We start from the raw sequence: 20,202 nt of genomic DNA on the forward strand, positions 1-20,202 counted from the left end.
TCCGGCCGCGCTACTCGCCCGGTCCGTCCAGCGGTTCCAGTTCGTCGGGATCGAAATACAGGTAGCGCCCGTACCATTCGTGCAGATCGGCTCCGGGATCGTCGGCGATGACCACACCGACGTGGGTGCGCCCGTCGACGTCGGCGTGCACCGAGGTGACCCGTGCGTCCCTGCCGTCGAAGAACATGTCGTGGATGTCGGCGCGCCGGGCCGGATGCAGCCGGACCATGCTCCCCTTGCGCACCAGCGTCCCGGCGATGGGCACGGCGTCCGAATCGGGCCGCACAGCACCGTCGGCCACCGGATCCCACCAGTCCGTCCCGGGCGGAATTTCCGGCACCAGCCGGTTCTGCCCGGCGCCCGGGTCGCGCAGCACGCCGTGCAGTCGCGCCATCTGCTCGGCGGTCATCGCGTCACAGCTGTCGACGATGCGGGCCGCGCGCGGATCGGTGGCCCGCGCGGCCGCCTTCTCCTCGTCGGTCATGGCCATCACGCGCAGGGTGAGGATCTCGTCGATCTCGGTGGCGTCGTAGAGCGATTCCTGGCTCTGCTCGGCGATTTCGGGATGGTCGTAGAGGATGATGGGCGAAATCAGCATCAGGCTGCGGTCGCCGGGCGGTCCGGCCAGTACCGGGAAGCAGCGATGCTGGACGCACCGCGCCACGGCGGCCTCGGCCTCCGGCGGCGGTTCCAGCAGCGAGACGAATTCCGCGCCGCCGGCCTCGGCGATCACGTGCGCGCCGAGCATGGAGCGAGCCAGGGCGTCGCGACGGTCGGTGGCCGGCTCCCCGGTATTGCGCACGGTCACGGTGAGGATCGGATATCCGCCCTCGGAGGCGACGGCCAGCTCGAATTCGCCGCGCAGCGGCCGGCGAGTGCGCACGACGTCCGCGCGCCCGGTGGCCGGATCGACGAGGGGTTCGGTGTCGCGACCTCCCGGAACCTCGAACGGCACCGTCACGGCGACCGGGGCGCACGGTCCGACGGAGATCTCCCGTTCGACGGCCTCGTCCCAGTCCGGCCGGCTGGTGCCCGCGGCGGCGCGATGTTGCAGCTGCAGGAACCGCAGTGTGAACCGCAGGACCGGGTCGCCGTCCGGGGCTATCGGCATCTGCCCGGCGAGTTCGGACTCCTCGCCCAATCCGGACGCGTGCGCCCCGACCGGACCGAGGACGCCGAATTGCCAGCGGCAGCGGTTCTTTCGCGCGTCGGCCCGGTACGGGTAGAGCAGATAGCCCTCGTAGAGCACCGCGTCGGCGACCGCGCGGGCTCGTGCTCGGCTCGATCCCGCGGTACTCACGCCGACTCCTGCGCGCTCGCGAGCAACCGCGCGACCGTCTCGTCGAAACCGAGCAGCCCGTGCTCGCCCTTGTAGGCCGCGAGCGCGGCCAGGGTGTCCTCGTGCAGCCGCAGCCAACCGGTGGCCGGGAAGTGCGCCGCCATCAGTTCCCGCCACACCGAGACCGGCATCCGGTAGCGGTCGTCGCGGTCCCACGGGATCTGCTGCACGGCGAAACCGTTGCTGCCACGGATGAATACGGTCCCGCTGAACAGGAACAGCAGCGGCACCTCGCCGTCACGCAGCGCGTGCAGATACTTCGATCCGGCGACCTCGAGGTCGTAGGTGCACGGCATCGGCAGATCCACCTCGGCGCCGCCGGTGAAGCCGGGAACCGTGGTCGCGCAGTGCATCCACAGGAACGAGCGCTGGGTGTGGTCCCAGCGGTCGCGCGGACCGAACAGATCCAGCAGTCCGGCGCTCTCGGCATCGGTGTAGTTCCGGCGGTTCGGCTCGATGCGCACCTGGGCGCGCAGCGCGATGGCGTGGACGGGTTCGGCACCGACGGAGGCGATTCCGATCCGCGCGGACAGGATCGGAGTGACCGCGTACGGTTCGGGCTTCAGCCCGAGCACCGCGAAGGTGGTGGCGTAGGCGGGGCTCACGGCGCCTCCCCCGGATCGAAGGCCCGGGCCCGCGCCGTCGTCTCGGCGAAGAATCGCGCCACGTAGTCGCGCACGTCCGCACCGCCGTCGAAACCGCGCCACAGCAGGCGGATCCGGCCGACGAACTCGTAGCAGGCGTCGATCGGCAGCAGCAGGCAGCGTGCGGGCGCGTCACCGTCGGGGACCTGGATCAGCAGCGCCTCGACATCGTCGGCGAGATCGCCGAATTCCGGATGCCGCTCCATGAAGGCGGTCCAATTGTCCAGGGGCAGTTCGGATTCGGTGGCACCGGCCGGTCCCGGATAGAACGCGACGGTGCGCCCGGCCGACGAACTGTGGAAGAAGAAGGCAAGGCCCACAGGGATCTCGAGGCCGTCCCACTCCGGCAGGGTCATCCGGAAATCCGGGAACGAGACGTATCGCCGCGGGACCGCCCGGTAGCGCAGGGCCGCACCTTGATCGGTGAACAGCAGAGAGCAGCCCCGGCACACGCACAACATGCGCCGGCTTTCGGTGTCGACGACGTGCGGATGGTCCGCGCCGACGGGTTCCGCGCACATCTCGCACCGCTCCCCCGCGACCGGCGCCGGCGGGCGTTCGGCCGCGAGGCGGCGCAGGGCGCGCACGGTCGGATTCATCCGCCCACCCCCACCGGAATCGCCACCGACAGTTCGCCGTCACGCACCAGCACCGGCAGCGGCTCGAGATGTCCGGCCCCGTCGAGCCGGGCGCCGCCGTGCACGACGTCGAAGTGGGCGCGGCAACCGGGGCAGCGCAGCACCGGATCGCCGCGGACCCCGCGGTGCAGCACCGCACCGGCCAGCGTCCGATCGCAGTTCGGGCAGTGATCGCGGTAGACGTAGATCTCGTCGCCGACTCGGCAGGCGAGCACGCTCAGCCCGGCCAGCGCGAATCCGCCGACCTCACCGGCGGCCAGCTCGGCCAATTCCGGTGCGCCGATCCAGTTTCCGCCGGATCGCACGTGCGCGAACAGCGTCTCCGGGGCGATCACCGCGGCGTCGGCGCCCGCCTCGGCGGTGACCACCTCGATCGCGGTGATCTCCGGGGCGGCCGCGCGCACGGCGTCCTCCACCGCCAGTTCCAGTGTCACCGAGGACGACGGGCAACTGCGGCAGCTTCCGGTCAGCTCCAGCCGCACCACCGCCTCCGCGGTGACCTCGAGCAATCGCACGTCGCCGCCGTGCGATCCCAGATACGGCCGCACACTGTCCAGCGCGCCGGCGACCCGGGTCGCCACGTCGTGCGGATGCAGGCCGTGCACCAGCAGCAGACTGGCGATCAGGTCGTCGTCGAGCAGACGCTGCACCGTGCCCTCGTCCAGGACAGCGAGGATGCGCCGCAGACCGGCGCCGTACAGGTCGACCACCTCGCCGACGAGCGCCTCGGCCCGTTCCCGAGCCGCCGCACCGCCCGCGGAACTGGCATCGAGCAGGGTCTCGATGCGATCGCCCGCGCTGCGCCACCGGTCGTCGCCGACCGTCGCAGCGGACTCACCGTCAGGACGCGTGGATATCGCCTCCTCCTGCCGCCGGGACCGGATCTCCCGCTATCCGACGGTCGATATCTGTGCCGGTGAATGCACCAGGTCCAGGGTCGTGCCCTTCCCGAGATACATGTGCACGCCGCAGGGCAGGCAGGGATCGAAGCTGCGCACGGTGCGCATGATGTCGATGCCCTTGAAGTGCTCGCGGTCGTTCTCCTCGAAGATCGGCTGTCCCTGCACCGCGTCCTCGTAGGGACCTGGCGTGCCGAAGCTGTCGCGCGGGCTGGCATTCCACGGCGTCGGCGGATAGGGGTGGTAGTTCGCGATCTTGCCGTCGCGGATCACCATGTGATGCGACAGCACCCCGCGCACGGCCTCGGTGAAACCGCAGCCGATCCCCTCGGCGGGCACGTCGAAGTGCTCCCACGTCTTGGTCCGCCCGGCCCGGATCTCCGCGAGCGCCTGCTCGGCGAAATGCAGTGCGCATGCCGCCGCGTAGGCCTGGAAGTAGGTGCGGGCGCGATCGCGCTCGATGGTGTTGCTCCCGTACTCCGGAATCTTCCATTCGAGTTCCACCGGCCCCTTCAAGGCGGTCTTGGGCAGGTTGATCTGCACGCTGTGCCCGGTCGAGCGCACGTAGCCGATGTCGACCAGCCCGGCCAGCGCCGTCGACCACAATCGGGCCAGCGGGCCGCCGCCGGTGTCGAGGGCCAGATGGTCCTTGCCGTCGAACCAGCGCGGTGACATCACCCAGCTGTACTTGTCCTCGAGGTCGCGTTTCTGCGGCTTCGGGTTGGTGTGCTGATTCCACGGATGGCGCCGGTCCACCGGATTGCCCAGCGGATCGGTCTTCACGAACATATCCTGATCGGTCCAGTCGTCGTAATACGAACTGCCCAAAAGGATTCGGAGTCCGAGGTTGATGTCGACCAGCGAGGTGGTGACGAGTTTGCCGTCCACCACCACCCCCGGCGTCACGAACATCCGCCGGCCCCAGTCCTCCATATCCTTGTACTCGAAGTTGCAGACCTCCGGATCCTGGAACGAGCCCCAGCATCCCAGCAGGGTGCGCCGCAGCCCGACCCGCTCGTATCCGGGCACCGCCGTGTAGAAGAAGTCGAACAGGTCGTCGTGCATCGGCACGACCTTCTTCATGAATTCGACGTAGCGCATCAGCCGCGACATGTAGTCGGTCATCAGCTGGACGGTCGCGACCGTGCCGACGCCGCCGGGATACAGCGTCGAGGGATGCACGTGCCGGCCTTCCATGAGGCAGAACATCTCTCGCGTATACCGGCTCACCTGCAGCGCCTCGCGGTAGAACTCACCGGTGAAGGGATTGAGCGCTTCCATGATGTCGCCGATGGTGCGATAGCCGTGCATCGCGGCGTGCGGCGCCTCGGCCTTTCGAGCGGCGTCGAGAACGCTCGGATTGGTTTCGGCCACCATCTTTTCGCAGAAGTCCACCCCGACCAGATTCTCCTGGAAGATGTTGTGGTCGAACATGTATTCCGCGGCCTCGCCGAGATTGACGATCCACTCGCCCAGATGCGGCGGCTTCACGCCATAGGCCATGTTCTGGCAATAGCACGAACAGGTGGCGTGATTGTCACCGCAGATTCCGCAGATGCGACTGGTGATGAAGTGCGCATCGCGCGGATCCTTGCCGCGCATGAATATCGAATAGCCGCGGAAGATGGACGACGTGCTGTGACATTCGACCACTTCGCGATTCTCGAAATCGATCTTCGTGTAGATACCGAGGCTGCCGACGATACGGGTGATCGGGTCCCACGCCATTTCGACGAGCGACTCCGGCTCGATCTTCTTGTGCGACGCCTCCGGGATGATCTGTGTCATCGCGAGATCCTCCTACCAGGTGCGAGTCGCGCCCGTATCGAGTTTCTCCCCCTTGTGCCGCCAGTGCGGCTCCTTGTCGACCGTGCGGCCGGTGATGTGACGCAGACTGCGGATCACCGATCCGTACAGCCCCGATGCGGAGGACGAGAGTTTCCCGCCGGGTGGTTCGTCCATGAACGGCATGAATTTGTCCGGGAATCCCGGCATGGTGCAGCCGATGCAGATGCCGCCGACGTTCGGGCATCCGCCGACGCCGTTGAGCCAGCCGCGTTTGGGCACATTGCATTTCACGACCGGGCCCCAGCACCCCAATTTCACGATGCACTTCGGCGAGCCGTACTCCTCGGCGAAATCACCCTGCTCGTAATATCCCGCGCGATCGCAGCCCTCGTGCACGGTCGCCCCGAACAACCACTTCGGGCGCAGCGCCTCGTCGAGCGGAATCATCGGCGCCTGGCCGGTGGCCATGTACAGCAGATAGGTCAGTGTTTCGGACAGGTTGTCCGGCTGGATCGGGCAACCCGGCACGCAGACGATCGGGATATCGGCTTTGGACTTCCACTGCCAGCCGAGATAGTCCGGAACTCCCATCGCTCCGGTGGGATTACCGGCCATCGCGTGAATGCCGCCGTAGGTGGCGCAGGTGCCGACCGCCACCACCGCGGTGGCCTTGGGCGCCAGCCGGTCGAGCCATTCACTGGTTGTCATCGGCTGGTTGGTCTCCGGGTTGTTGCCGAAACCGCACCAATAGCCGTCGCCGTGCAATTGTTCGTTCGGTATCGAGCCTTCGACCACCAGAACGAAGGGTTCGAGTTCGCCGCGGTCGGCCTTGAAGAACCATTCGAGGAAGTCGTCGGCTCCCCCGTTCGGACCGCATTCGAAATCGATCAGCGGCCAATGTACGGCGATCTTGGGCAGGCCGGGAAGCGCTCCGAGAGCGATTTCCTCGACACTGGGCTGGGTGGCGGCAGTCAACGCCACCGAATCACCGTCACAACTGAGGCCCGCGTTGATCCACAGGACGTGTATCAGCGTCTCTTCGGCCCGAACTGCTTCCTGGGTTGGCATGAATGCCGCCTTCCCGAGCCGGGCGGGGGCTGGCCGATCCGGCTCGAAGCCGTCTCAATCTGTGATACAGACCACACAGATGTTAGTCGCGTGACATATGAACCTCAATGGGTGCGCCGACCGCGGACGGGCGTTGCCCGGCCAGCCAGCCGTACCAGTCGTCGAGGCCCTCTCCGCTGGTCGCCGATATCGCGAGGACCGGCACCCCGGAGTTGATCGTGTGGATGTAGCGCGTACAGGCGGCGAGATCGAAGTCGACATAGGGCAGCAGGTCGATCTTGTTGATCAGCACGAGCCCGGCCGCGGCGAACATATGCGGATATTTCAGCGGCTTGTCGGTCCCCTCGGTCACCGAGACGATCACGACCTTCGCGTGCTCGCCGAGGTCGAACAGCGCCGGGCACACCAGATTGCCGACGTTCTCGATCAAGACCACGCTGCCGCGCGCCGGGGCCAGCGAGTCGAGCGCGCCGCGGGTCATCTGCGCGTCGAGATGACAGCCGGCGCCGGTGTTGATCTGCACCACGGGGCAGCCGGTGGACTCGATCCGACGCGCGTCCAGCAGCGTCTCCTGATCGCCCTCGACGACGGCGATCGGCATGCCCGGGCATTCCCGAATGGTGCGTTCGAGCAGCGTCGTCTTGCCCGCGCCCGGTGAGCTGGTGAGGTTCAGCGCGAGGATGTCCCGCTCGGCCAGCCAGCGCCGATTCTCTTGTGCCAGTTGGTCGTTCTTGGCCAGCACCTTCTGTTCCAGAGTCACCGTCGCGGTCGGCGGACCGCCCTCCTCGTGCCGGGAATCGCGATCGTGCCCGTCGCCTCGGCGGGGACCGTGCTCGTGCGGGTGGCTGCCGTCGTGCGGGTGATCGTGGCCGTGACCGCCGTCGTGCGAGTGGTCGTGGCCGTGACCGGCATCGTGGGAGTGGTCGTGGCCGTGATCGCCGTCGTGCGGATGTTCGTGCTCGTGCGGGCCGGTGATCACCGCCTGGGTGTCGTCGCCGCCGCATCCGCAGGTTGCGCACATGTGTCACTCACCTCCATGGAGCGGATTCGCAGCTCCCGCCCGGCGCGGATGTCGACGTCGGCGCTGCCGCACGCGCACAGCGGGATCAAATCGGGCAGAGCGAATTCGGCGCCGCAGGTGCGGCAGCGCGCCCGGCCCGGAACTTCCTCGATCACGAGTTCGGCGCCCTCGGCGAGGGTCCCTTCGGCCGCGAGGCCGAAACAGAAGTGCAGGGAATCCGGAACCACCGCGCAGAGCATCCCGATCGCGACGGTCACGCGGTGCACCCGCCGCCCGGCAGCGTGTTCACACGCGCCGCTCACGATCCCCTGCGCGATTGCCAGCTCGTGCATGAGTTCTCTCGATTCATCGATGCGCCGATTCATCGCAGGCCGACCCACTCAGCGTACTCCGGCAACTTTCCCGCACAACCCGCTTACCAGGAGATCCGCTCGTCCCGGCTGCCCCCGGCGATCACTCGGCGCCGCCCCCTTCGGCGGTCCCAGGGATACGTCTACCCGCTGCGGTCCGGCCCTTCCGCGCTCACCTGCTGCGGACGTCACACCGTGGCCCGTGTGCCGACACCGGGCCCCGGCTGTGGGAGCACCACCCCGCGGGTCGCCGGTAGGCTCGACGCGTGACTTCCGCTCTGCAGCCCAACGGTTTTCGGTCCGCGCTCGTGCTGGGCGGAGGTGGATCGGTCGGCACCGTGTGGACGGTCGGGCTGCTGGTCGGCCTGCGGGAAGCCGGGATCGACCTCGCGCGAGCGGACCGCATCGTCGGCACCTCGGCCGGCGCGGTCGTCGCCGCGGTACTCGCCGAGGGCGGCGACGTCGCCCGCTTGCTCACCCCGCCCGGGCCGGGGCAGGAACCCGCCCCGGCCGTCCCTGCCGACGCCGCCGAACACGTGGCGCGAATGGACGCCCTGCTGGCGATGCCGCACTGGCCGAACCGCGATCTGATCATCACCTCGGTCGATGCCGAGTCCGGAGAGCTGCGGGCGTGGGCCCGAACCGATGCGGCGTCCGTGGCGGAGGCGGTCGCGGCGAGCACGGCGGTGCCGGGAGTGTTCCCGCCGATCCCGATCGACGGCGGCCGCTACGCCGACGGCGGCGTGCGCTCCCCGATCAACGCCGACCTCGCGGCCGGCGCCGAGACGATCGTGATCCTCGAACCGGGCGCCCACCTCTACCCCCGAGCCGAGACCGACCACGAACTCGCCTCGGCCACAACGGTTTCCCTGTCCCCCGACGCCCAAGCCACAGCCGCCACCGGGGCGGACGTCTTCGATCCGGCCGCACTCCGGCCCGCCTACGAGGCGGGCCTGCGCCAGAGCGCGGTCGCCACCGCACGCCTACGTGAGATCTGGCCCGCGCCATAGCCCGACGCATGTGCGGTCGGGCTGGTCACCGCCCGCCGGTCACCACGCCGACCGCGACACCGATGACCGCGGCGTTGTAGAAGAATCCGAGCACCGAATGCACCAGCACTTGTGCGCGGATGTCGCGATGTGCCCTGCACTTCGACGAGCCATTCCTCGGGGTCCTCCTCGCGCCGGTGCCGCCACAGCCGCACCGCCCAGATCCGACGTAGACGGCTGTCAGCACGTCCCAGATCAGGAGCCCGGCGTTCGGAGCGCCGACCCACAACACGGCCAGCCCCACGACCACGAGCCCTGCCTCCATCACCCGGCTGACGATCACTCTCGGCCTGATCATGAACCGATCATCGTCGCAGTCGGCGCCCGATTGTCGGACGTACCGTCGGGCACCGCGTCGCGTTACGTCCTGCCGCCCCTGCGGCTTTCAGAAGATCCTCAGCTTCACGCGGCCGACGCAGCGACGGATCCGGTTTACGGTGGTGCGATGGGTAAGCCGTTCGCACCGATTCCGGCCGTCGTCGCGGCAGCCGGTCTGCTCGCCGCAGTGGGCGGATGTGCTCCCCTGCACGCCGCCCCGACCGGGGACCGGGCGGTCACGGTGGAGTCGAGCGGTCTGCCACGGCAGTACCTGATCCACGAACCGTCATCACCCGGGCCGGGGAGACGACCGGCCGTCCTCATCTTCCACGGCGGCGGCGGAACAGCCGAAAACATGGCCGCCACAACCGGTTTCGATGCCCTGGCCGACACCGAGGGTTTCGTCGCCGTCTACCCCGTCGGCTCCGACAAGAGCTGGAACGACGGCCGGGGCGCGGACACCACCGCGGGCGCGAAGCGGATCGACGATATCGCCTTCGTCTCCGCGATCATCGACCGCCTCGTCGCCGACAACGACGTCGATCCGACCCGCGTCTATGCCACCGGCCTGTCCAACGGCGCGATGTTCACCGAGTACCTCGGCTGCCGGCTCTCGGCCGAGATCGCCGCGATCGCGCCGGTCGCCGGACCGCTTCCCGCCGCCGATGCCGCCAACTGCGCGCCCACGCATCCGCTGCCGGTGCTCGAAATCCACGGCACCGCGGACCCGGTCGTCCCCTACGACGGCGGAGTCGTGCGGATGACCTCCGGCCGCCTCGGCCCTGGCACCAGCCCTGTCCTGTCCGTCGACGCCACCCAGCAACTGTGGCGCTCGAAAAACCGGTGCGGCCCCGTCACGACCGCCGAACTGCCGACTGTCGTCGACGACGGAACCACCGTCCACACCGCGACCGCCGCGTGTGCCGACAACACTCGGGTAGCGGCGTATTCGATCGACAACGGCGGCCACACCTGGCCCGGCGGCCCGCAATATCTGCCCGCCGCCCTCGTCGGCAAGGTCAGCCGGCAATTCGACGCCGCCACCGTCATCTGGCAGTTCTTCAGCGGCCGATAACGCCCCGAGTCCGTGGCAGGCGGCTACTTCGCGAGTGAGCGGCTGATGACCAGACGCTGAATCTGGTTGGTGCCCTCGAAGATCTGCGTGATCTTGGCTTCCCGCATATACCGCTCGACACGGAAGTCGCGGGTGTAGCCGTAGCCTCCGAAGACCTGCACCGCGTCGGTGGTCACCTTCATCGCGGCGTCGGTGGCTACGAGCTTGGCGACCGAGGCCTGCCGCGAGTAGGGCAGTCCGGCATCGCGACGGCGCGCGGCGTCGAGGTAGGTGGCCCGGGCAGAGTCGACGGCGGCGGCCATATCGGCGAGCAGGAACCCCAGGCCCTGATGATCGATGATCTTGCGGCCGAAGGTGCTGCGCTCCTTCGCATAGCCGACGGCCTCGTCGAGCGCCGCCTGCGCCAATCCCGTCGCCACCGCGGCGATCCCGAGACGCCCGGAATCCAAGGCGCTCAAAGCGATTTGCAGACCTTGCCCCTCGGCGCCGATCCGCCGCTCCGCGGTCAGGTACGCGTCGTCGTAATGCGCGGTCGTGGTCGGCACCGCGTGCAGGCCCATCTTTTCCTCGGGCTTGCCGAAACTCAGACCCTCGAGGTCCTTCGGCACCAGGAAGCACGAGATCCCGCGCGAGCCTTCACCGGTCCGGGCGAACACGTTGTAGAAGTCGGCGATCCCCCCGTGAGTGATCCACGCCTTGGTGCCGCTGAGCCGATAACCACCGTCCACCGGCACGGCCTTGCACGCCACCGCCGCGGCATCCGATCCCGCTTGCGGTTCGGACAGGCTGTAGGCGCCGATCGTGGTGCCGCCGAGCATTTCCGGTAGCCAGCGGCGCTGCTGTTCCTCGGTCCCGAATGCCATCAGCGGATGGCAGGCGAGGCTGTGCACGCTCACCGCCACCGCGACGGCCGCCCATCGCGCCGCGATCTCCTCGAGCACCTGCAAATACACCTCGTAGGGCTGGCCGCCCCCGCCCCACTCCTGCGGATACGGCAGACTCAGCAACCCCGCCTCGCCGAGCGTGGCGAAGACACCGCTCGGATACGACTCCGACCGCTCGTGCTCGTCGACGATCGGCGCGAGCGCCTTGTCCGCGATGTCACGGGTGAGCTGGATCAGCTCGTGCGCCTCGTCGGTGGGCAGCAATCGATCGACAGCCACGACATCCTCCCTCTCGGCTACGCCTGGCAGTACTCTGTTATCGGCCACAGTACTGTTCGGCGAACAGTACTGCAACACTCACTTGAGTACTATTCAGGCATGACGCAGACGACTCGCAGCGGTTTCGGCACCCGGCGGCGGACCGAACTGTTCGACGCACTCGTCGACCTCTTCCTGACCGAGGGCTTCGCCCATCTCACCCTCGACGAGATCGCCGCGCGGCTGCGCTGTTCCAAGAGCACGCTCTACACCCTCGCCGGCAGCAAGGAACAGCTGGTCCGCGCCGCCACCGTGCACTTCTTCCGGCGCGCCACCGACGATGTCGAGCAACGCATCGCGACCACCACCGGTGCCCGCGAACGCATCATCGCCTATCTGTCCGCCGTCGGAGCCGTCCTCGGCGCCGCATCGCAGCAGTTCATGACCGACCTGGACGCCTTCGCACCCGCCCGGGAGGTCTACGAACAGAACACCCGCCTCGCGACGAGAAGAGTCCGCGAATTGGTCGACGACGGAGTCGCGGCCGGCGAATTCCGGGAAGTACACGCCGCTTTCGCCGCCGACCTCGCCGCGACCATGATGGTCCGCATTCAGCAGGGCGGTGTCCGCACCGAAACCGGCCTCGACGACGCCGACGCCTACCGCGAACTCGCGGCCATCCTCACCACCGGCATTCAGCGGTAGAGACCGCGCAGCGCCCGGCACGCGGCTTCGACGATCTCGTCGGCGGTCACCTCGATCGCACCGTCGAGCCAGGCGGTGACCAGTTCGGCCATACCGCCGATGAACAGCAGACCGGAGGTTTCGTCGGCGGCCCGGCTGCGGCCGGCATCGCCGAGCCACGTTCGCACTTCGAGGGCCGACTCGTGCGCCAGGTGCCGCAGCAATTCCGTTCGCCGCCTTCGCAAGTGCGGAAACGCCACCGACTCGACGATCGCGACGCGACCCTTGCGCGGATCCTCGACCAGCAGCCGCACGAACGCGCCGATCGATGCCCGCATGCGGGCTTCCGGATCATTTCCCGCCGCGTCGGCGGCGCTGCGGCTGGTGTTCTCGATGTCGACGGCGATCCCGTCGAGCACGGCTTCGAGCAGGGCGTCGAGTCCGGTGAAACTCTCGTAGAAGTAGCGCTCGCTGAGTCCGGCCACCGCACACACCGCGGTCATCGTCGTCCGTGTCCCCGCCTCGGCCCACACCGTGAGCCCCGCGTCCAGCAGCCGCGACCGGCGTTCGGTGGCCCGTTCGGCGGCGGTCGCTCCGCGATAGACCCCTGATTGCACGGCCATGGCCCCAGCATGCCACAGCGAGTTCCACACGAAGATTGACAGGATGTCCTTCCTGAATCAGGCTGTGACGTGAGCGACATCACAGAGACGAGGTGTGCGATGACGGCCGACGCCCTGCAGACCAGGCCCATCCCGACGCAGCGGCGGGAGGACCGCGGCTACCCCGTACTCGGGCAAGTTCTGCAATTCGCCCAGGACCCGCTGGCTCTGTTCCAGCGCGAATGGGATCACTACGGGCCGGTCGCCCCGATGTACTCACTCGGCCGGACCGCGGCCCTGCTGCTCGGCCCCGACGCGTGCGGCGAGGCACTGCTGAACAAGGACGGGGCGCTGGCCAACGGTCCGGCGTGGTCGCGGCTGGTCGGCCCGTTCTTCCACGGCGGGCTCATGCTCATCGATTTCGACGAGCACAAGCGGCATCGGCGAATCATGCAGCAGGCGTTCACCCGCCCCCGCCTGCAGGCCTATACCGAGCGCCTGCATCCGGCGATCGAACAGGGTGTCGCGCAGTGGGGTGAGAGCGAATCCTTCCCCGCCTACTGGAAACTCAAGCAACTCACCCTCGATATCGCCGCCGATCTGTTCATGGGTGGCGCCGCGGACACCTCACCGGCCCAGATGGAGCGGATCAACAAGGCGTTCATCGCGTGCGTGCAGGCCGCGGCCGGAATCGTGCGCGGCAACGTGCCGTTCACCCGCTGGGGCAGGGCCTATCGCGGCCGGCGAGTGCTCGAAGACTTTCTACGGCACTATCTGCCCGCGAAACGCGCCGAGCAGACCGACGACATCTTCTCGGTGCTGTGCCATATCGAAGACGAGAACGGTGCCCGGTTCAGCGACGACGACGTGGTCAACCACATGATCTTCTTGATGATGGCCGCCCACGACACCTCCACCATCACCACCTCGACGATCCTGCAGTACCTCGGACAACACCCGGAATGGCAGCAGCGTTGCCGCAGTGAGGCATCGGCGCTGGGCCCCGCGCCGTCGATGGCCGAACTCGAGCGCCTGGAGTCCATCGATCTGGTGATGCGCGAGGCGCTGCGACTGCGCGCCCCGGTTCCGGTCCTGGTCCGCTACGCGGTGAAAGACACGGTGATCCAAGGGGTTCGAATCCCGGCCGACACCGATGTGGTCGTCGGAATCCAGTTCACCCATCTGATGCCGCAGTACTGGACCGACCCGCACACCTTCGATCCCGACCGCTTCGGCCCCGAACGCCGCGAGGACAAATCCCATCGCTTCGCGTGGGAGCCCTTCGGCGGCGGCGCGCACAAATGCATCGGCATGCATTTCGGTGGGCTGGAAGTGAAGTCGATCATGCATCGCCTGCTGCGCGACTACCACTGGCGGGTGGATCCCGCCTACGTCGCGCCCCTGGACTACCACTCCCTGCCCTACCCCAAGGACGGCCTGCCCATCACCTTCGTCCGCAACTGAGCACGCCCGCTATTTCCGCGGCAAGCCCATCACCAGGGTGGCGATGGTGTTGAGCTGGATCTCCAGGGTCCCGCCGCCGATCACCCAGCTGGGGATGTCGAGTTCGTGGAGGACGACTTCGCAGTCCTTCTCGTTCAGCGCCGCGGCCGGCCCGACGAGTTCGAGCGCGGCGGCCGCGGCGTCGGTGTGCAGCATGGAGGCCGCGGCCTTGGAAATGCTGGTGGCCGGGCCGATTGCGTGACCGTCGAGGCGGCGGATGGTCTCGCGCAGGTTCATCGCCGAGATGGCGGCTCCGCGGGCACTGATCCGTCCCAGCACACGCAGGGCGTTGTCGCGACTGCCCGCGTACTCCCCGCGCTCGATGATGCCGACGATGCGGGAGTTGTGCCCGGGGTCGCGGACGCCACCGATGAAAAGCCGTTCCTGGGCAAGGGTTTCCAACGTCAGCGCCCAGCCCTGTCCGACCTCGCCGAGGACCATGTCGCCGGGGACGAAGGCGTCGTCGAAGAACACCTCGTTGAATTCGGCGTTACCGCTGGACTGGGTGATCGGCCGGACCGTCACCCCCGCACCGTGCATATCGACCAGGAACATGGTCAGGCCCCGGTGGCGTTCGGCTTCGGGATCGGTGCGGGCCAGCAGCAGCCCCCAGTCGCAGCGATGCGCCAGTGTGGTCCAGATCTTCTGCCCGTTCAGCCGCCAGCCGTCGCCGTCCTCGGTGGCGCGCAGGCTCAGCGACGCCACATCCGAACCCGCCTCCGGTTCGCTCATCAGCTGGCACCAGATCTCCTCGCCGCGCAGGGCGGGCGCGGCCAGCCGGGCGAGCTGTTCGGGGGTGCCGCGCTGCAGCACGATCGGCACCACCCACTGGCCGATTCCCATGGAGGGCTGGGCGATTCCGTGCTTGTCGTATTCGTCCTGCAGGATCAACTGTTCCAGCGGACCGGCCTCGATCCCCCACGGTTTCGGCATCGGCGGCGAGACCAGCCCGGAGTCGGCGAGCAAGGTCCGCCGGGGGCCGGTATTGGTGGCGTCGTGGTCACCGATCTTGCCCGGATTCGGATTGTCCAGGGCGGCGGCCCGGTCCAGAATCTCCGAAACCCATTCGCGGAACGAGGAATCGGTTTCCGGCAGCGGCACCGCGAATGTGCGCGGGCCGCCGAGCGCGACCTCACCGAGGCGGCGTTCCCAGCTCTCCGCGCACCCGCCGAGTCCGGCCAGCGACATCGCCCGCCGCCAGTACAGGTGCAGATCGTGCTCCCAGGTGAACCCGATCGCGCCGTGCAAGCACAGACATTCCACGGCCGCGTGCACGGCGTTGCCGAGGGTGGTGAGCGCGGCGCCGGCCGCGGCGTGCGTGCGCTGAGCCGGTTCGTCGGCGAGGCCGCGCACCGCGTCCCAGGCCGCCGAGGTGGCCAGTTCACTGGTGATCAGCAGTTGCGCGGCACGGTGCTGCACGGCCTGGAAGGAACCGATGGGGCGGCCGAATTGCTTGCGGGCCTTGACATATTCGATGGCCGTGTCCGAACACCAGCGGATCACCCCGGCCGCTTCGGCGGCCATGAAGGCGGTGGCGACCGCCTCGGCGTAGCCCGAGTCGATGCCGGTGAGCTCGATTCCGGCGACATCGTGCAGGCGGACGACGGCGAGGTCGCGGCCGAGGTCCGATCCGGCACACGCCTCGATCCGCACGCCCGCGGCGCCACGTTCCACCAGCAACCAGCGGGTCCGGTCGCCGTCGGCCGCGGCCACCAGGAGTACGTCGGCCGCGGCGGCGCCCAGGACCGGGGCGGTGGTACCGCTCGCCCCGCCGTCGGCGAACCGCACCCCGTGTCCGGCATCCACGGTCGCACCGGTCCCGCCCTCGGCGAAACGTCGCAACGTATCGCTCACCGCCGCAACGGATTCCGCCGAGGCGACGATGGCGCTGGTGATCACCGAGGGCAGCAGCGGGCCGGGCAGCAGCGCCCGCCCGGCTTCGGCGAGCACCACCGCGATCTCGTCCGGAGTTCCGCCCTGTCCGCCCACCTCGTCCGGCAGATGCACACCGGGCAGACCCAGTGCGACCAGGTCGGCCCAGAAGGTGGGCCGTTCGCCGGCGGCGAGGCGATCGGTGTGCTTGCGGGTGTATTCACGGGTGTGGTGGCGGTCGGCGAATCCGCTGACGGCCTGCGCCAGCGCCGCCTGATCCGCGGTCAGGGCTAGGGGCACGATCTCACTCCGCTCGGCGTCGATACGGTCCGGGCTCCCGGCCGCGCACCCCGATTAGAACAGGTTCGCAGCGATGTGCGGGGCGGTTCACCGCGAGGACGTGACGCCCTGCGTCGCGGCGCGCGCGTGCGCGGGCCGGGTCGCCACCCCGTGCCAGGCCGACCCCGCCCCGGATTCGCCGATGCGGTAGATCTGCACGGTCGCGGCCACGCTCGCGGCGATCGCGACGACAGCCACCGCGCCCACCACCAGCCGGGAGAGTCCGCGCTCACGGGTCGCACGCATATGAACCACCACGATCAGGCCCGCCGCGACGAGCAACGCGACGGCGAAGTAGAGGAAGGTGTCGCCGAGATGGGTGTGGGTGCTCAGATCGGGATTGGCGCCGACCCGGCGCTCGAGCCATTCACCGGCCTCGGTGGTGATCGGAGTCAGGACGAGGACCACCACCGCCAGCGCCAGGTTCAGCCACACGAACCGCCGGCGCGCCGCCGGCCACAGCGCACACGCGATGGTGAGCACGGCGGTCAGCGGCACCAGCACCACCACGAAATGGACCAGAAGGATATGAGCGGGCAGCCCATTGAGAGTCGACATCGAAGGTCTTTCTTTCGGACGGACGAACGCGCGCCAGCGTTCCACGACCCTGCTGTGAAATCGCTGAGCCGCGACGCCGTCGTGATGAAGGTGACACTGCCGTCGGCCCCCGCCGATGTCGGCGGCGGTACAGCCGGGCCGCAGTGGGTAGTCGACGGCCATAGGCGAATGTTTGCTGTCCTGCTGCCGGGCCGTATCTGCGCGCGACCGATCGAAAAACTCTCTCCCGCAATCTATTCGACGACCGAAGGAGTGGAAATCGATGGTTCTGAACGAGACGTACACGCTGTCCAACGGTGTGCGGGTGCCCAAGCTGGGGTTGGGCACCTGGTTCATCGACGACCACGAAGCGGCCCGGGCGGTGGCCGACGCCGTCGACATCGGATACCGCAATATCGACACCGCGCAGGCGTACGGAAACGAACGCGGCGTCGGGGAAGGGATCCGTACCAGCGGCGTCGCGCGTGAGGATCTGTTCGTCTCCAGCAAACTGGCGGCGGAAATCAAGAACTACCCCGACGCGGCCGCCGCCATCGATCGTTCGCTCGAAACGATGGGACTCGACCACATCGACCTCATGCTGATCCACAGTCCGCAGCCCTGGGCCGATTTCCGGGGCGGGGACTACGCGGAGGGCAATCGGGAGGCCTGGCGCGCCCTCGAGGACGCGTATCGAGCGGGCAAGCTGCGGTCCATCGGCGTGTCCAACTTCGAACAGCACGACCTCGACAACATCCTCTCGGCCTGCACCGTCGCGCCACAAGTGAATCAATTGCTCGTGCACGTCGGAAACACTCCGGCCGACCTCATCGCCTACTGCGAGGACGAGAACATCCTCGTGGAGGCCTACTCCCCCATCGCGCACGGGGAAATACTCGAGAATCAGGACCTCGCCGCGATGGCGGACCGCTACGGAGTGACCGTGCCGCAGCTGTGCATCCGCTACACCCTGCAACTCGGCACGCTCCCGCTGCCGAAAACGGCGAACCCGGATCACATGCGAAGCAACGCCCAGGTCGATTTCGTGATCGCCGACGACGACATGCGCGCGCTGCGGAACATGGAGCAGTTCCAGGATTACGGCGAGTCCGGCAGGTTCCCGGTTTTCAGCGGTCGGTAGCCGCGGTGGGCGGGATGCCGAGTGCGAGCAGGGCGGTGTCGTCGTCGACACCGTCGAATCCCGCGAGCAGCTCGGTCAACGCGGCGATCAGCGCGGGCGCCGAGACCGGGCCGAGGGCATCGATGAATTCGCGAAGACGTTCCTCACCGAGGCGTTCGCGACCGCGGACGCGGGCCTCGGTGAGGCCGTCGCTGTAGAGCAGCAGGGTATCGCCGGGTGCGAGATGTACTGCGCGCCCGGCGAATACCGCATCCGGAAGTGCGCCGACCAGCATGCCGCCCGGAGTCTCGAGCAATTCGGTGGCGCCCTCGGCCCGGATCAGCACCGGTGGCGGATGCCCGCCGGCGGCCAGGGTGAGCGTCGCGCCGGTGGGAGTGGGGCGCACGGAGCCGTAGACCACGGTGCAGAAACCCGTTGTGCCGGTGTCGAATTCGCGGCACAACACCGTGTTGAGGTGTGCCAGCACGGCCAGGGGGTCCGGGTCGTAGACCGCCGCGGCGCGCATCGTGTATCGCGCCGAGGACGTCACCACCGCGGCGTCGGCGCCTTTGCCGCAGACGTCGCCCAGGAAGAATCCCCAGGTGTCGGGGGTCAGCGGGAACAGGTCGTAGAAGTCGCCGCCGACCTCGTCGGCGGACGCGGGATGGTAGTAGGCGGCGACCTGCATACCCGGCACCGCCGGCAGTTCGGACGGCAGCAGACTGCGCTGCAGGGTGGCGGCCAGGGTGAACGCCCGCTCTCGTTCATGCTCGGCGGTCTGGCGAGCGCGCAGGAGCTCCTGCTCGTAGGCGCGGCGCTCGCGGGCATCGAAGACCGTGGTGCGGATCAGTTGCGCGGTGCCGTCGGAGCCGCGTTTCACCACCGACGTCACGAGCACCGGCAACCTCGTCCCGTCGGCGCAGCGCAGATCGAGAGCCAGGCCGTTGACGTGACCGTGCATGGCCAGCATCGGCGCCATATGGGTCTCGTAGTAGATGCGCGCGCCCACCGCGAGGATATCGGTGAATGCGCGGCGGCCGATCAGCTCGGACCGCTCGTAGCCCAGCCAGCCCACCAGGGTGCTGTTGATCTTGGCGATCGTGCCGTCCATCAGGGTGGACAGGTATCCGCACGGCGCGTTGTCGTAGAGGTCCTCCGCGCTGTCCTCCAGCATCGCCGAGAAGGCGGGGTCGGCATCGGGTGACCGCTCGCTGTCGCGACGGCCGGACTCGCCCTGCCCGCACATCATCATCGGCTTGCCGCGGTCCGGCTCGCGAACGCTTCGATGGCGGCGGCGGTGAGTTCGGGGGCGCTCAGTTGCGGGCAGTGCCCGGTGGCGTCGAGGGTGACCAGTTCGCTGCCCCGGATCCGGTCGTGAACGAATCGGCCCACCTCGCGCGGGGCGATCGGATCCTGCGCGGTTTCCAGAATCAGCGTCGGCACGCTCACCTGCCGCAGGTCGGCACGATTGTCGGACAGGAAGGTGGCCCGCGCGAAAACCCGCGCGATCGCCGGATCCATCCGGCAGAAACTCTCCGTCAACTCGGCGCCCAGTTCCGGCCGGTCCGGATTGCCCATGATCACCGGGGCCATGGACGCCGACCAGCCCAGATAGTTGGCCTCGAGGGCGTCGAGCAATTCCTCGATATCGGCGCGGCTGAATCCACCGCGGTAGTCACCGTCGTCGATATACCGCGGGGAGGGCGTCACCAGCACCAGCTTCGCGAACCGTTCCGGCGCCCGATTCGCCGCCAGCACCGCGATCATCGCCGACACGGAATGGCCGACCAGCACCACATCACGCAGATCCAGCTCGGCACAGATATCGATGATGTCGTCGGCATAGGCGTGCAGGTCGCCGTACCGGTCGGCCGACCACGCCCGGACATCCGAGCGGCCCGAACCGACATGATCGAACAGCACCACCCGGAAACGCCGCGCCAGGATCGGGGTGACCAGGCGCCACATGTTCTGATCACAGCCGAATCCGTGCGCCAGCAGCAGCGTCGGCCCCTCCGCCGGGCCGAGGACGACCACGTTGTTCCTGTCACGCACTGCCACCCGACATGCTTACCACGCCGACGCCGGGCCGACCTTCTCCTCGGGGCCGCGCGTGCCGAAGCCCTCACCGGCACCGGACGCGGTGCACGTTCAGTCCGGCGGCCCTGCTCCGGCCGGGCGCAGCCCGAGGCGGGCGAGTTCGCTCAGCACGGC

At 68.4% G+C, this 20,202-nt stretch carries 20 protein-coding genes; 5 read left to right on the forward strand and 15 right to left on the reverse strand.

All coding sequences use genetic code 11. From position 1 onward, the window contains the following. Positions 1 to 10 precede the first annotated feature (10 nt). From NN2_RS15080 to NN2_RS15115, 8 genes are all read right to left on the reverse strand, one after another. Entirely contained in the window at positions 11 to 1,300 is a 1,290-nt protein-coding gene (locus NN2_RS15080) for a hypothetical protein (protein ID WP_063014134.1), read from the reverse strand. Next, on the reverse strand, positions 1,297 to 1,944 hold the full coding sequence (locus tag NN2_RS15085) for a DUF6084 family protein (RefSeq protein ID WP_063014136.1): 648 nt from the start codon (positions 1,942 to 1,944) through the stop codon (positions 1,297 to 1,299). The genes NN2_RS15080 and NN2_RS15085 overlap by 4 nt, the downstream gene beginning before the upstream one ends. After that, on the reverse strand, positions 1,941 to 2,582 hold the full coding sequence (locus NN2_RS15090; RefSeq protein WP_063014138.1) for a DUF5947 family protein: 642 nt from the start codon (positions 2,580 to 2,582) through the stop codon (positions 1,941 to 1,943). Before NN2_RS15090 ends, NN2_RS15085 begins: the two co-directional genes overlap by 4 nt. Next, positions 2,579 to 3,478 carry a NifU family protein gene (locus NN2_RS15095; protein WP_082857000.1) on the reverse strand — a complete coding sequence of 300 codons (900 nt, stop codon included), beginning with the start codon at positions 3,476 to 3,478 and terminating at the stop codon, positions 2,579 to 2,581. Before NN2_RS15095 ends, NN2_RS15090 begins: the two co-directional genes overlap by 4 nt. Before the next feature lie 33 nt (positions 3,479 to 3,511). Further along, positions 3,512 to 5,308, reverse strand: coding sequence for a nickel-dependent hydrogenase large subunit (locus tag NN2_RS15100; RefSeq protein WP_063014142.1), 1,797 nt, complete (start codon positions 5,306 to 5,308; stop codon positions 3,512 to 3,514). A gap of 12 nt (positions 5,309 to 5,320) precedes the next feature. After that, complete coding sequence (locus tag NN2_RS15105; protein WP_063014144.1) at positions 5,321 to 6,376, reverse strand: NADH-quinone oxidoreductase subunit B family protein; 1,056 nt, start codon at positions 6,374 to 6,376, stop codon at positions 5,321 to 5,323. 82 nt (positions 6,377 to 6,458) lie between these two features. After that, positions 6,459 to 7,397 (reverse strand): hydrogenase nickel incorporation protein HypB, encoded by a 939-nt coding sequence (hypB, locus tag NN2_RS15110; protein ID WP_063014146.1) that lies wholly within the window; start codon positions 7,395 to 7,397, stop codon positions 6,459 to 6,461. Beyond that, positions 7,352 to 7,729, reverse strand: coding sequence for a hydrogenase maturation nickel metallochaperone HypA/HybF (locus NN2_RS15115; RefSeq protein ID WP_063014148.1), 378 nt, complete (start codon positions 7,727 to 7,729; stop codon positions 7,352 to 7,354). Before NN2_RS15115 ends, hypB begins: the two co-directional genes overlap by 46 nt. Before the next feature lie 284 nt (positions 7,730 to 8,013). Here NN2_RS15115 and NN2_RS15120 point away from each other — a divergent pair, with 284 nt between their 5' ends. Further along, the gene (locus NN2_RS15120; protein ID WP_063014150.1) at positions 8,014 to 8,757 is read left to right on the forward strand and encodes a patatin-like phospholipase family protein; all 744 of its coding nucleotides are present in this window, start codon (positions 8,014 to 8,016) and stop codon (positions 8,755 to 8,757) included. 25 nt (positions 8,758 to 8,782) lie between these two features. Here the strand turns inward: NN2_RS15120 and NN2_RS15125 are convergent, their stop codons facing one another. Then, positions 8,783 to 9,094: a hypothetical protein gene (locus NN2_RS15125; RefSeq protein ID WP_156511339.1), complete on the reverse strand. Its 312-nt coding sequence runs from the start codon at positions 9,092 to 9,094 to the stop codon at positions 8,783 to 8,785. A 147-nt stretch (positions 9,095 to 9,241) separates the two neighbouring features. On the opposite strand from NN2_RS15125, the gene NN2_RS15130 reads away from it, so the two are divergent. Further along, positions 9,242 to 10,189: an extracellular catalytic domain type 1 short-chain-length polyhydroxyalkanoate depolymerase gene (locus NN2_RS15130; RefSeq protein ID WP_063014155.1), complete on the forward strand. Its 948-nt coding sequence runs from the start codon at positions 9,242 to 9,244 to the stop codon at positions 10,187 to 10,189. 23 nt (positions 10,190 to 10,212) lie between these two features. Here the strand turns inward: NN2_RS15130 and NN2_RS15135 are convergent, their stop codons facing one another. Beyond that, positions 10,213 to 11,352: an acyl-CoA dehydrogenase family protein gene (locus tag NN2_RS15135; protein WP_063014157.1), complete on the reverse strand. Its 1,140-nt coding sequence runs from the start codon at positions 11,350 to 11,352 to the stop codon at positions 10,213 to 10,215. Between the two features lie 99 nt (positions 11,353 to 11,451). Here NN2_RS15135 and NN2_RS15140 point away from each other — a divergent pair, with 99 nt between their 5' ends. Next, positions 11,452 to 12,036 carry a TetR/AcrR family transcriptional regulator gene (locus NN2_RS15140; protein ID WP_063014159.1) on the forward strand — a complete coding sequence of 195 codons (585 nt, stop codon included), beginning with the start codon at positions 11,452 to 11,454 and terminating at the stop codon, positions 12,034 to 12,036. On the opposite strand, the gene NN2_RS15145 is transcribed toward NN2_RS15140, so the two are convergent. Beyond that, complete coding sequence (locus tag NN2_RS15145) at positions 12,027 to 12,638, reverse strand: TetR/AcrR family transcriptional regulator (RefSeq protein WP_063014161.1); 612 nt, start codon at positions 12,636 to 12,638, stop codon at positions 12,027 to 12,029. The genes NN2_RS15140 and NN2_RS15145 overlap by 10 nt on opposite strands. A 99-nt stretch (positions 12,639 to 12,737) precedes the next feature. Between NN2_RS15145 and NN2_RS15150 the strand changes: the two genes are divergently transcribed. Continuing rightward, on the forward strand, positions 12,738 to 14,081 hold the full coding sequence (locus NN2_RS15150) for a cytochrome P450 (RefSeq protein ID WP_063014163.1): 1,344 nt from the start codon (positions 12,738 to 12,740) through the stop codon (positions 14,079 to 14,081). A 9-nt stretch (positions 14,082 to 14,090) separates the two neighbouring features. Here NN2_RS15150 and NN2_RS15155 read toward each other — a convergent pair whose 3' ends face one another. Together NN2_RS15155 and NN2_RS15160 are read right to left on the reverse strand one after the other, a co-directional pair. Then, positions 14,091 to 16,292, reverse strand: coding sequence for an acyl-CoA dehydrogenase family protein (locus NN2_RS15155; protein ID WP_063910768.1), 2,202 nt, complete (start codon positions 16,290 to 16,292; stop codon positions 14,091 to 14,093). 87 nt (positions 16,293 to 16,379) lie between these two features. Beyond that, the gene (locus NN2_RS15160; protein ID WP_063014167.1) at positions 16,380 to 16,889 is read right to left on the reverse strand and encodes a DUF2231 domain-containing protein; all 510 of its coding nucleotides are present in this window, start codon (positions 16,887 to 16,889) and stop codon (positions 16,380 to 16,382) included. Positions 16,890 to 17,151: 262 nt separating this feature from the next. Here NN2_RS15160 and NN2_RS15165 point away from each other — a divergent pair, with 262 nt between their 5' ends. Then, entirely contained in the window at positions 17,152 to 18,009 is an 858-nt protein-coding gene (locus tag NN2_RS15165) for an aldo/keto reductase (protein WP_063014170.1), read from the forward strand. Here NN2_RS15165 and NN2_RS15170 read toward each other — a convergent pair. Further along, a complete protein-coding gene (locus NN2_RS15170) occupies positions 17,996 to 19,162 on the reverse strand; it encodes a SpoIIE family protein phosphatase (protein WP_063014202.1) in 1,167 nt (388 codons plus the stop codon). The genes NN2_RS15165 and NN2_RS15170 overlap by 14 nt on opposite strands. Before the next feature lie 74 nt (positions 19,163 to 19,236). Further along, the gene (locus NN2_RS15175) at positions 19,237 to 20,049 is read right to left on the reverse strand and encodes an alpha/beta fold hydrolase (protein ID WP_063014171.1); all 813 of its coding nucleotides are present in this window, start codon (positions 20,047 to 20,049) and stop codon (positions 19,237 to 19,239) included. Positions 20,050 to 20,202: the final 153 nt, after the last annotated feature.

Origin of the sequence: Nocardia nova NBRC 15556 (assembly GCF_001613005.1) — a bacterium.
Taxonomy (GTDB): Bacteria; Actinomycetota; Actinomycetes; order Mycobacteriales; family Mycobacteriaceae; genus Nocardia; species Nocardia nova.